Source organism: Microbacterium sp. 22195, assembly GCF_052056515.1.
GTDB lineage: Bacteria > Actinomycetota > Actinomycetes > Actinomycetales > Microbacteriaceae > Microbacterium.
Genome location: NZ_JBQEPE010000008.1, coordinates 96,319 through 108,087 on the forward strand (window position 1 = coordinate 96,319; position 11,769 = coordinate 108,087).

At 69.0% G+C, this 11,769-nt stretch carries 8 protein-coding genes; 1 reads left to right on the forward strand and 7 read right to left on the reverse strand.

What is annotated here, in order from left to right; all coding sequences use genetic code 11:
* A complete protein-coding gene (locus ACTJJ4_RS17635) occupies positions 1 to 2,481 on the forward strand; it encodes a DEAD/DEAH box helicase (protein WP_440944531.1) in 2,481 nt (826 codons plus the stop codon).
* A gap of 33 nt (positions 2,482 to 2,514) precedes the next feature.
* On the opposite strand, the gene ACTJJ4_RS17640 is transcribed toward ACTJJ4_RS17635, so the two are convergent.
* The 7 genes from ACTJJ4_RS17640 to ACTJJ4_RS17670 all read right to left on the reverse strand — a co-directional run bounded on the left by ACTJJ4_RS17640 (position 2,515) and on the right by ACTJJ4_RS17670 (position 11,730).
* Positions 2,515 to 3,417, reverse strand: coding sequence for an ROK family protein (locus ACTJJ4_RS17640; protein WP_440944532.1), 903 nt, complete (start codon positions 3,415 to 3,417; stop codon positions 2,515 to 2,517).
* Positions 3,414 to 5,075 (reverse strand): ABC transporter ATP-binding protein, encoded by a 1,662-nt coding sequence (locus ACTJJ4_RS17645; RefSeq protein WP_440944533.1) that lies wholly within the window; start codon positions 5,073 to 5,075, stop codon positions 3,414 to 3,416. The genes ACTJJ4_RS17640 and ACTJJ4_RS17645 overlap by 4 nt, the downstream gene beginning before the upstream one ends.
* On the reverse strand, positions 5,072 to 5,968 hold the full coding sequence (locus tag ACTJJ4_RS17650; RefSeq protein ID WP_440944534.1) for an ABC transporter permease: 897 nt from the start codon (positions 5,966 to 5,968) through the stop codon (positions 5,072 to 5,074). The genes ACTJJ4_RS17645 and ACTJJ4_RS17650 overlap by 4 nt, the downstream gene beginning before the upstream one ends.
* A complete protein-coding gene (locus tag ACTJJ4_RS17655) occupies positions 5,965 to 6,978 on the reverse strand; it encodes an ABC transporter permease (RefSeq protein ID WP_440944535.1) in 1,014 nt (337 codons plus the stop codon). The genes ACTJJ4_RS17650 and ACTJJ4_RS17655 overlap by 4 nt, the downstream gene beginning before the upstream one ends.
* Positions 6,979 to 7,002: 24 nt before the next feature.
* Positions 7,003 to 8,814, reverse strand: coding sequence for a peptide ABC transporter substrate-binding protein (locus ACTJJ4_RS17660; RefSeq protein ID WP_440944536.1), 1,812 nt, complete (start codon positions 8,812 to 8,814; stop codon positions 7,003 to 7,005).
* Positions 8,815 to 8,975: 161 nt separating this feature from the next.
* Complete coding sequence (locus tag ACTJJ4_RS17665) at positions 8,976 to 10,463, reverse strand: M81 family metallopeptidase (RefSeq protein ID WP_440944537.1); 1,488 nt, start codon at positions 10,461 to 10,463, stop codon at positions 8,976 to 8,978.
* A gap of 82 nt (positions 10,464 to 10,545) precedes the next feature.
* A complete protein-coding gene (locus tag ACTJJ4_RS17670; RefSeq protein WP_440944538.1) occupies positions 10,546 to 11,730 on the reverse strand; it encodes an ROK family transcriptional regulator in 1,185 nt (394 codons plus the stop codon).
* Positions 11,731 to 11,769 lie beyond the last annotated feature (39 nt).

The window sequence follows — 11,769 nt, forward strand, 5'->3', positions numbered from 1 at the left end:
GTGACCCTCCTCGATCCCACGACCGTCAACGGCGCCGATGCGGATGCCGTCTACCTGGCGTTCGTGGAGTGGGCGGAGTCCACCGGCATCAGCCTGTACCCCGCGCAGGACGAGGCGGTCATCGAGATCGTCTCGGGTCAGAACCTCATCCTGTCCACGCCCACGGGCACGGGGAAGTCGCTGGTCGCGATCGGCGCCCACTTCGCCGCGCTGACCGAGGGGCGCCGCACCTATTACACGGCACCGATCAAGGCGCTGGTCAGCGAGAAGTTCTTCAGCCTGGTCGACGTGTTCGGAGCCGCGAACGTCGGCATGGTCACCGGCGACTCGGCGGTGAACGCCGACGCCCCGATCGTCTGCTGCACGGCCGAGATCCTCGCGAACCTCGCACTGCGCGAGGGTGCGGATGCCGACGTCGGCCAGGTCGTGATGGACGAGTTCCACTTCTACGGGGACCCCGACCGGGGCTGGGCATGGCAGGTGCCGCTGCTCACGCTCCCTCAGGCGCAGTTCGTGCTCATGTCCGCGACCCTCGGCGACGTCACGGAGCTGGCATCCGATCTGACCCGGCGCACCGGACGGGAGACGGCCGTGGTCACGGGCGTGGAGCGGCCCGTTCCGCTGCACTTCTTCTACGAGACGACGCCGATCCACGAGACCATCGAGGACCTGCTGCACACGGACCGCGCCCCGGTCTACATCGTGCACTTCTCGCAGGCCGCGGCGATGGAGCGCGCGCAGGCGCTCGCCAGCGCGAAGGTCGCCACACGCGAGCAGCGCGATGCGATAGCCGACCTCATCGGCGGGTTCCGGTTCACCACGGCGTTCGGCAGGACGCTCTCGCGGCTGCTGCGGCTCGGCATCGGCGTGCACCACGCCGGGATGCTGCCGAAGTACCGGCGTCTGGTCGAGCAGCTCGCCCAACGCGGGATGCTGCGGGTGATCTGCGGCACCGACACGCTCGGCGTCGGCATCAACGTGCCCATCCGCACCGTGCTGCTCACCGCGCTGACCAAGTTCGACGGCCAGCGGATGCGGCAGCTGAACGCCCGCGAGTTCCACCAGATCGCAGGGCGCGCTGGCCGCGCCGGCTTCGACACGGCGGGCACGGTCGTCGCGCAGGCCCCGGAGCACGAGACCGAGAACCTCGCGGCGATCCGCAAGGCCGGCGACGACCCGAAGAAGAAGCGCAAGATCATCCGCAAGAAGGCGCCGGACGGGTTCGTGTCCTGGGGCGAGCCGTCGTTCCAGAAGCTGATCTCCTCCGAGCCCGAGACCCTCACCTCGCACATGCAGATCACCAGCGCCATGATGCTCAACGTCATCGCGCGCGGCGGCGACGTGTTCGGCAATATGCGCGCGCTGGTATACGACAATCACGAGCCCAGGGCGAAGCAGCGCCTCCTCGCCCTGAGAGCACTCGGGATCTACCGGACGCTGCGCGAATCGGGCGTGGTGGAGAGCGGTCCCGAGGGCATCCGGCTCACGGTCGACCTGCAGCCGAACTTCGCCCTCAACCAGCCGCTGTCGCCCTTCGCCCTCGCGGCGTTCGAGCTGCTCGACCCGGACTCGGCGACCTTCGCCCTGGACATGATCTCGATCGTCGAGTCGACCCTCGACGACCCGCGCGCGATCCTCTCGCAGCAGGAGTTCATCGCGCGGGGCGAGGCCGTCGCCGCGATGAAGGCCGAGGGAATCGAGTACGACGAGCGCATGGAGCTGCTCGAGCAGATCACGTGGCCCAAGCCGCTCGAGGAGCTGCTCGCCGCCGCCTTCCAGACCTTCAGCGCCGCACAGCCGTGGATCCGCGACTTCGAGCTGCATCCCAAGTCGGTGGTGCGCGACATGTACGAGCGTGCCATGTCGTTCGGGGAATACGTCGCCTTCTACAAGACCGCGCGGTCGGAGGGCGTGGTGCTGCGCTACCTCTCGGATGCCTATCGCGCGGCCTCTCAGACGATCCCCGAGCATCTGAAGACCGAGGAGCTGCGCGACCTGATCGAGTGGCTCGGCGAGCTGGTGCGCCAGGTCGACTCGAGCCTGCTGGACGAGTGGGCCGAGCTGGTGAGCGGCGTGCTGGTCGACCATGAGGAAGGGCCGGTCGTCCCGCCCGCGCCCAAGCGGCTCACCGCGAACGTGCGCGCCTTCCGCATCCTGGTGCGCAACGAGTTGTTCCGTCGCGTGCAGCTCGCCGCCCGCGAGGACCTCGAGTCGCTGGATGCCCTGGATCCCGCCTTCGACGGCTGGTCCGACGCCCTCGACGCGTACTTCGCCGAGCACGACGAGATCCTCACCGGGGCGGATGCCCGCGGGTCAGCCCTCCTGCTCATCGAGCAGGGCGCGGAGCAGTGGACCGTGCGGCAGATCCTGGACGACCCCGCCGGGGATCACGACTGGGGCATCTCCGCGACCGTCGACCTGGCGGCATCCGACGAGGCCGGCGAAGCCGTGATCCACGTCACGGGCGTCGACCGGCTGTAACGCCCCGATCAGGGCGCAGAGCGGCTTCGGGGCTCAGCCCGCCTGAAGCCCCAGCAGCACGCAGCCGTTCGCGCCGGCCCAGCCGCCCAGTGTCGCGGGAACGATCGGCGGCACGCGGTGGAAGGTCGCCCGCTCGCCGACGAGGCCCTCGGCCAGGGTGACCAGGGCGTGCGGCGCCTGCGCGAGCCCGCCCCCGACCACGATCCGCCCCGGGTCGACGAGGGCGCACAGGGTGAGCAGCGCCTCCGCCAGAGCGGATGCCGCGTGGAACACGATGCCCTGGGCGCGCGCCTCGCCTGCGCCGAACGCGGCCAGCAGCGAGCGGGGACCGCCCTCGCCTCCCGCACTGTTCCAGGCTGTGCGCAGCGCCGGGGCGCCGATGATCGTCTCGAGGCAGCCGCGTCGCCCGCAGGAGCACAGGGCGCCGTCCGGTTCGACGGTGATGTGCCCCAGCTCGCCGGCGGATCCGTGCGCTCCGGGGACCACGGTCCCGTCCACGACGTGGGCTCCCGCGATGCCGGTTCCCAGCGCCAGGACGAAGCTGTCGTCGCTGCCCGCGCCGGCGCCCCAGGTCGCCTCGGCGACGGCGGCGGCGTGCCCGTCGTTGACCACGTCGACGGGAACGCCGAGCAGTGCTCCCAGGCGCTCTCCGAGGTGGCATCCGTCCAGCGACGGGATGTTGGTGGAGCGGATCACGACGCCGTTCGCCTGGTCGACCAGGCCGGGGATCGACAGCACGACGCGCTGCAGGGAGCGTTCGCCCCGCACCTGCCGAACGATCTCGGCGAGGCCGTCGACGGGGTCGGCCAGCGGAGTCGTCATCCGGTCGCGGAACAGCGGCTCCGGCGGGATCGAGAGAGGGGATCGGGCGTCGACGAGCAGCGCCTTCACGCTGGATCCGCCGACATCGACACCGAGGACAGCAGGGGATGTCATGCGTGCAGTGCCGCCGCCCTGGCTTCACGACGCAGCGCCTGCTTGGCGGGATCGGGCACCGGGACCGATCCCAGCAGCCTGCGGCTGTACGGGTGCTGCGGGGAGAGCAGCACGTCGTCGGCCGAGCCGGTCTCGACGATCTCGCCCTTCAGCATGACCGCGACGCGGTCGGAGATCTCGTGCACGACCGCGAGGTCATGGCTGATGAACAGGCACGCGAAATGCATCTTCTGCTGCAGATCGCGCAGCACGTCCAGCACCGCGGCCTGCACCGAGACGTCGAGCGCCGAGGTCGGCTCGTCGGCGATGATCAGTTCCGGCTCGAGTGCGATGGCCCTGGCCAGTCCGATGCGCTGGCGCTGTCCTCCGGAGAGCTCATGGGGGTAGCGGGTGGCGTAGCCGGGGGGCAGCTCCACCGCATCGAGCAGCTCGGCCACGCGTGCCCTGCGCTGCGCAGGACTGGTCGGGAAGCGACGACGCTGCACGAGCATCGGCTCGGCGATCGCCTCCCCCACCGTCATCCGCGGATCGAGGCTGGAACCGGGATCCTGGAAGATCGCGCCGACCCGGCCGCGCAGCTCGCGCTCCCGGCGTCGCGAGACGCCTCCGCGACCGATCTGCTCCCCGAAGAGGGTCATCGTGCCGTCGGACAGCGGCAGCAGGCCCAGCGCCGCCCGCCCCAGCGTCGACTTGCCCGATCCGGACTCGCCGACCAGGCCGACGATCTCGCCGGGCGCGATGCTCAGGCTGACGCCGTCGAGCGCCTTGAACGAGCGGCCGCCGCGGCGGTACGTCACCGCCGCGGACACGATGTCCAGCACCGGCGCGGGCGTCTGCTCCGCAGCATCCGCACGGACGGCCGACGGAGCGTCGGGCAGCGTCGGCACGGCGCCGAGCAGCTTCTTCGTGTAGTCCTCACGGGGCGCGGTGAGCACGTCGCGGGTGCTCCCCACCTCGACCATGGTGCCGCGGAACATCACCGCGACCCGGTCGGCGATGTCGGCGACCACGCCCATGTTGTGCGTCACCAGGAGGAAGGCCGTGCCCGACTCCGCCGCCAGCGCGCGGATCAGATCGAGGATCTCGGCCTGCACCGTCACGTCCAGCGCCGTGGTCGGCTCGTCGGCGATGATCAGCTGCGGTTCGCAGGCCAGCGCGATGGCGATCACCACGCGCTGACGCTGCCCGCCGGAGAGCTCGTGCGGGTAGCTCTTCGCACGTCGCTCCGGGTCGGGGATGCCGACGCGCTCGAGCAGCTCGACGGCGCGCGCCCAGGCGGCATCCTTGCCCGTCTTGCGGTGGTTGTGGATCGCCTCGGTGATCTGGTCGCCGATGCGCATGCTCGGGTTGAGCGCGGTCATCGGCTCCTGGAACACCATCGAGATCTCGCCGCCGCGGACCGAGTTCATCGCGTCCTCGTCCAGACTGAGCAGCTCACGGCCGGTGAGGCGGATCGAGCCCGTCACGGATGCCGTGCGGGGCAGCAGCCCGAGCACGGCCATGGCCGTGACCGACTTGCCGGACCCGGACTCGCCGACCAGGGCGAGCACCTCGCCCGCCGTCACCTCGAGGTCGATGCCCTTGACCGCCTCGACCGGGCCGTCCTCGGTGCGGAACGACACGGCCAGGCCGGTGATCGACAGCAGTGCGTCGCTCATGCGGCACGCCCCTTCACGTCGAAGAAGTCACGGAGCCCGTCGCCGATGCTGTTGAAGGCGCAGACGGTGAGCACGATGCAGAAGCCGGCGGGGAAGATCAGCCACCAGGCGCCGGCGTAGGTGTAGGTCATGCCGCTGGTCAGCATGGCGCCCCAGTCGGTCGCGGGCTTCTGCAGTCCCATCCCCAGGAATGAGATATAGGCGACCAGCAGGATCGCGTCGGCGACCTGGAACGTCGCGTTCACCACGATCGTGCCGACCGTGTTCGGCACCACGTGCTTGAGCACCGCGCGGGAGTGCGAGCCGCCCATGGCCCGCAGGGCCAGCACATACTCGCGGGACTTCAGCGAGATCGACTCGGCGCGCACCAGACGAGCGGGCACGAGCCAGGACACGAGTCCGATCACGCAGATCATCAGGGGCACGCTCGGGCGCAGCACCGCCGAGAGGATCAGCAGCAGGAAGGTCGCGGGGATCGCGATCGCCGCGTCGACGATGCGCATCATCACGGTGTCGACGACGCCTCCGACGTAACCGGCGATCGCACCCCACAGCGTGCCGATCACGGTGGCGAGCACGCCCGCCGCGAGGCCGATGAGGATCGAGATCTGCCCGCCGGCCATGAGACGGCCGAGGATGTCGTAGCCGACATCATCGGTCCCCAGCGGATGCCCCGGTGATCCGGGCGGCAGCATGGTGCTGCGCAGGTCGGTGTGCACCTGATCGGTCGGGTACAGCAGCGGTCCGACGAAGCAGAACAGCAGGAACAGCGCGATGGTGACGATGCCGAAGACCGCGAGCCTGTTGCGCAGGAACCGGCGCATGCCGCGCTGGCGCGGGCTGAGCGTGCGGGTGGCGAGCGCCACGGTGGAGGTCGGGGAGGGAGTGCTCACGAGAGCTCCTCTCGCGTGCGCGGGTCGAGCAGGGCCTGGATGATGTCGGCCAGCAGGGAGCCGATGACGGTCGCGACGGCGATGATCAGGATGCAGCCCAGCAGCACCGGATAGTCGGACGTCTGCGCCGAGGTCCAGAACAGCAGGCCCATGCCCGGGTAGTTGAAGAGGGATTCGACGACGATCATGCCGCCGAACATCACCGGCAGGTAGTAGCCGAGCATCGCGATGACCGGCGTGAGGGAGTTGCGCACCACGTGGCGCGCGACGACCACGGCGACCGGCGTGCCCTTGGCTCGGGCGGTGCGCACGTAGTCCTCGGAGAGGTTGTCGATGGTCGACGAGCGCATGTAGCGCGAGAAGGTCGCGATGATGCTGAGCGCGGCGGTGAGGACGGGGAGCACGAGTCCGCCGGGGTTCGCCAGGACGGCGGCGACGCTCTCGCCCTGCGGAGCCTGCGCAGGCAGGATCCGCAGCGACTGCGAGAACACGATCACGAGGATGAGCCCGAGGAAGAACGACGGCGTCGAGTAGACGATGAAGTTCCACGTGGTCAGCACGTAGTCCGACGTCCGGCCGCGGCGCACCGCCTGGAAGATGCCCATCGGGATCGCGATGATCAGTGCCACCAGCATCGAGATGAGCGCGAGGATCAGCGTCTTCGGCAGGCGCTGCGCGATGGCGTCGGAGACCGGCCGGTTCAGCTTGAACGAGTCGCCCAGGTCTCCCGTCGCGATCTGCCCGAGGAAGTTGAGGTACTGCTGCCAGACGGGCAGGTCGAAGCCGTGCGCCTTGTTGAAGGCGTCGATCTGGGCCTGGGTCGCCTGCATCCCCAGGATGCCGGTGGCCGGCCCGTCGGGCATGGCGAGGTGGAGCAGCGCGAACACGATCAGTGTCACGAGCAGGATCACGATCAGACCCTGGCCGACCCGCCTCAGCAGGTACCACCAGAATCGGCTGTCGCTCTTCTTCTTCGCAGCCGTCGGCTGCGCTGCGTCCACCACGCTCATGTCCTATCCTTCAGGCTCTGCCGGTCACTTCCAGGACCAGCGCTGCGGCATGAAGTTGCCGCCCGGGTCCTGGGTGCCGATCTCGAGGCCCTTGCGCACGACGGAGACCTGGTACACCGGGTTGGGCATCCACATCACCGGCAGGTCCTTCGCGAGCAGCTCGGAGTACTTCTTGCTCGTCTCGGAGTCGGAGGAGAACATCATCTCCTGGATGAGCGACTCCGCCTCGGCGTTGTAGTACTGGCCGGCGTTCCACTTCGTGTCCTTGGCGAAGAGGCGCTCACCGGTGGCGTAGGGGCTGAAGTACCAGCTGCCCGCCGTGCCGAAGAACACCAGGTCCCACGTGCACTTGGTGCCCTCGCCGGTCTTGCACTCCTGAGCCTGCGTCAGCACGGTGTCCAGCGGCTTGGCGTCGACGGTCACCTTGACGCCCACCTTGGCCAGCGACGACTGGATCTCCGCCATGGTGTTGTCGGTCTCCTGCGAGCCGTTCTGCGTGGTGATCACGAACTCGGCGAGGTCGCCGGCTGCGATTCCGGCACCGCACTGGTCGGCGCCCTCACCCGGCGCCGCGCACTCGAGCACGCCGTCGGAGTTCTTCTTCCAGCCGTGGTCGGTGAACAGCTGAGCGGCCTTCTTGAGGTCGAAGGGGTACGGGTTCTTCGCCTGCGCGTCGGAGAGCTGGTCCGAGGGCACGGTCTGCGGGATGGGGCCGTAGTCCGGGGTGGCCGCGCCGTGCCAGATCGCGTCGGAGATGGTCTCCTGGTCGATCGAGTGCTGCAGGGCCTGACGCACGTACAGCTGGCTGAACAGGTTCTTGTGCGGTCCGGCGAAGTTGTACGGCATGTACGTGATCGACCATCCTGCCCACTGCTCGACGCCGTAGCCGAGGTCGGTGAACTGCTTGTCGTTGGTCAGCTGCGACGCGCTGATGTAGCCGTAGTCGACCTCGCCGGAGCGGACGACGTTCATCTCGGCGTCCGCCGAGGTGAACGGCAGGAAGCGCACGTTCTCGATCTGCGCCTTGTCGGCGCCGGTGTACTTCTTGTTGGCGGTCAGCTCGACCAGGCCCGAGTCGGACCAGCTCTTCACGGTGTACGGACCGGAGACGGTCTTCCAGAGCGGGTTCGTGGCGTAGGTCTTCATGTCCTCGGCCTGCGAGAACAGGTAGTCGAACACCTTGACGGCGCCGGCCGGGTCGCGATCGAAGTCGCCGATCTCGCCGTCGTCGCTCGTCTTGTCCCACACGTGCTGCGGCATCGGGTAGACCAGGCTCAGCTGGTTGCCCACGAAGTAGTCCTGGTTGTAGACCTTGTCCATGGTGAGCGTGAAGGTCTTGTCGTTGACCGTCGTGAACGAGGTCACGTTGTCGGGGATGTTGCCCTTGGAGTAGCCGCCGGTCTTCTCGGCGTTGGCCTTGACCAGGTTGAACCAGAACTCGACGTCGCGCGAGGTCACCGGCTTGCCGTCCGACCAGTCGAGGTCGCCCAGCGTGATGGTGATGCTCTTGCCGTCCTCCGAGAACTCGTAGGACTCGGCGGCCGATCCCTTCTTGTCCCAGCCCATGTCGCCGGACTGCCCGTTGTACTCGAACAGGCGGGGCCACAGGGTCGCCTTGATGGCGCTGTTGTGGGTCGCCATCTTGTCGGGCGCCGAGAGCGGCAGGATCCAGTTCGGACCGGTGCCGACGGGCAGCGCGTAGCTGACCGTGTCCTTGTCCCCGGCGGAGCCGGCGTCGCCGCTCTGCGCGGCCTGGCAGCCGGTCAGGGCGATCATCGCCACCGCGATCGCCCCGAGCGGGGCGAGCATCCGGCGGCGCAGCGTCTGGGTGCGCATGGAAACCTCCTTGTTCGCGACGTCCGACCTCGTCGGTCGTTCGTTCGATGTGTCACGCACTTTGAATTATGAACGAAGCAAGTGCGCGAAACAAAGCCGATGCGTCACGTTTGAATAACACACTTGTTTCGAGTGGCGAAATAACTGCAGATCGGATGCCGTCAGCGCACGATCTCGGCCGTCAGGTCCGGGTCGCGAGAGAACGCGTCGAACGGGAACATCGGCCGCTGGATGCGGTGATGGCCGAGACGCCCGAGGTCCTGGTCCACGCCGCCCGGCGTGAGGGCGAGCGTCCAGCCGCGCTGGATGTCGTAGAGCTCCGGCTCCAGGTAGCCGATCTTCGTGACGATGATCGCCGCGTTCTGCGCATCGAGCCCGATGGAGGTGAAGTCGCTGACGTCGTGATACGCCTTGCGGTGCTCCGTGATGATCACGTGCAGGCCCCCGACGCGGACGACCGCGATGCCGCCGGCATCCGGATCGCCCTCGTGCAGACTGTGCAGCACGCCCTCCACCCGCACCGGTCCGTGCGGGCCGTCGTCGATGCGCGCGCCGGCCTCCACCGAGACCGCGTCGCCGACGGCATGCGTGCGCAGGATGTCGATCGCCCCCTTATCGAACACGGAGGCGCACAGCGTGACGGGCGAGTCCGGCCCGGTGAGCTCGGGACGCTGCAGCAGTTGCGCGAGCGTCCAGGTCACATCCCCGGTGCCGCCGGCGCCGGGATTGTCGCCGGAGTCGCTGATCAGGTAGGGGGTGGTCGCGGAGGCGAGGGCGCGCTCCACCGCTTCGTCGAGGGTTCCGGGAGGGCCGACGAACTCGAAGTCGTCGCGCACGTCCCACAGGGCCCGCCCGAGCTCCTCGGCCGCAGCGGCGGTGACGGCTTCGTCGGTGCCGGTCACCACGACGGTGGCGTGGCAGCGCGGCTCGTCGGCCCAGGCGTAACCGATCCAGATCGCCGCGTCGACCACGCCCGCACGGGACTCGATCTCGGGGATGCGGGCGTAGAGGCTCTTCGCGGGCTCCACCCGCGTGCTGGTCTTCTCACCGGGAAGAAGGATCGGCACGCGCACCCAGGCACGGTGCGGCACGGTGCCGCTCTCGAGCGCGACCACGAGATTGCGGAGAGCGCGATCGCGCGTCTCCCAGGCGTCCTCGTGCGGCGCCAGGCGGTAGCAGGTGATGAGATCGACGTTCTCCACCAGCGTGCGCGAGACGTTGCCGTGCAGGTCCATGGTCGCCGAGACGACCACGTCCGGCCCGATCACCTCGCGGATCGCGGCGATGAGGTCGCCCTCCGCGTCGTCCATCCCCACCACACTCATGGCGCCGTGGATGTCGAGCAGCAGACCGTCCAGTCCGTCTCCCGAGGCGACGATCTCGGCGAGACCGTCGCAGATGCGCTTCTTGATCGACGCGTAGGTGTCGGCGAGCACCGCGCCGCCGGGGATCGAGCGCGCGTGATAGACGGGCAGCCACTCCGCCCGGTCGGCGAGCTCCCCTTCGCGCAGCGCGTCGTAGCGGTTCACCAGCGCCGAGCCCTCCAGACGCAGGAAGTCGCGATCACCGGCTCGATGCGGCGAGAAGGTGCTGGACTCGATGCCCATACCGGCGATGGCGATGCGGGGAAGCGAAGCTGTTTCGGACATACGAAAGAGCTTATTCAATCAAGCGACCGAACTCCGGTCGCTTGAATCGGCTTTGGTCAAAGATGCTTCGCTGATCGAACTTTCATCGGGAGGCCGGGGTGGCGTCGCGCAGCTCTGCATCGATGCGCGCGGGAGACAGCATGGTCTCCAGCAGCTCCCAGCCGACCCCGCGTGCTCCCGCCAGCGCCCCGGCCCTGCTGACCTCGATCTGCAGCGCATCGGTGGACATCGGAAGGCAGAGGGTGAACAGGGCCTGGCGGATGCCTGCGACGAAGGCATCCGCCGTCGCGAGGCGCCCGCCGACGACCAGCGCCTGCGGATTGAAGAAGTTGATGATCGTCGCGAGCACCTCGCCGGTGCGCGCGCCCGCCTCGCGCAGCAGCGCCGTCGCGCGGGGATGCGCGTTCTCCGCCAGCGCCAGCACGTCGTCGAGGCTGTCGATGCGCTCACCGGCCTCCTTCAGCGCGTCGACGATGGCGGAGCCGCTGGCCACCACGTCCAAGCAGCCCGCGCGCCCGCAGGAGCAGATCACGGGAGGCGCGTCGTGCAGGGCGACATGGCTGATGTCGCCCGCGACGCCGCGGAAGCCGCGGTACACCGCGCCGTCGACCACGATGCCGCAGCCGATGCCGCTCCCGGCCTTCACGAAGACCATCTGCTCGAACGCGGCATCCCGCTCGATGTACTCCCCCACCGCCATGGCATTGGCGTCGTTCTCGATCAGGAAGGGCAGGCCCGTCACGGCGCCGAGCACCTCGCCGACGTCGACGCCGTTCCACCCGGGCATCCGGGTCGGCGACAGCAGTCGCGTGGTGCGGGAGTCCACGGGACCGGGAAGGCTCATGGCGATGCCGGCCAGCGGCATCCCGCCGCTCTCCTCCGCGAGCCGGCGCGTGCTCGCCCACACCTGCGTCACGACGGCCTCCACGCCGTCGAGCAGCGAGACGTTCTCGAATGCCTCGCCCACGATCTCTCCACGCCGGTCGAGCAGCACGATCGTCGCATGGCGCTCTCCCAGGTCGACGCCCGCGACGACGCTGCCGGCGGCCTTGACCGCCAGGGCGCGGGGACGCCGGCCACCGCGCGATTCGCCCTGGCCGACCTCCTCCAGGTAGCCGCTGGAGACCAGTGCGTCCACCCGCAGCGCGACGGTCGATGCGGAGAGCCCCGTCATCCGCGCGAGATCCGCGCGCGAGTGCGCCTTCCCATCCCGGACGAGCGCGAACAGCTCGCCCGCCGAATGCGAGGTCTGGCTTGTCGATCGCACGGAGGCCTCCTGCATCTTCGGTCGACGGTCACACAAAGA

Bases quoted from the DNA above. Each gene is read 5' to 3' on its own strand.
- ACTJJ4_RS17640 (WP_440944532.1), bottom strand. From the start codon at position 3,417: ATGACATCCCCTGCTGTCCTCGGTGTCGATGTCGGCGGATCCAGCGTG.
- ACTJJ4_RS17645 (WP_440944533.1), bottom strand. From the start codon at position 5,075: ATGAGCGACGCACTGCTGTCGATCACCGGCCTGGCCGTGTCGTTCCGC.
- ACTJJ4_RS17655 (WP_440944535.1), bottom strand. From the start codon at position 6,978: ATGAGCGTGGTGGACGCAGCGCAGCCGACGGCTGCGAAGAAGAAGAGC.
- ACTJJ4_RS17660 (WP_440944536.1), bottom strand. From the start codon at position 8,814: ATGCGCACCCAGACGCTGCGCCGCCGGATGCTCGCCCCGCTCGGGGCG.
- ACTJJ4_RS17665 (WP_440944537.1), bottom strand. From the start codon at position 10,463: ATGTCCGAAACAGCTTCGCTTCCCCGCATCGCCATCGCCGGTATGGGC.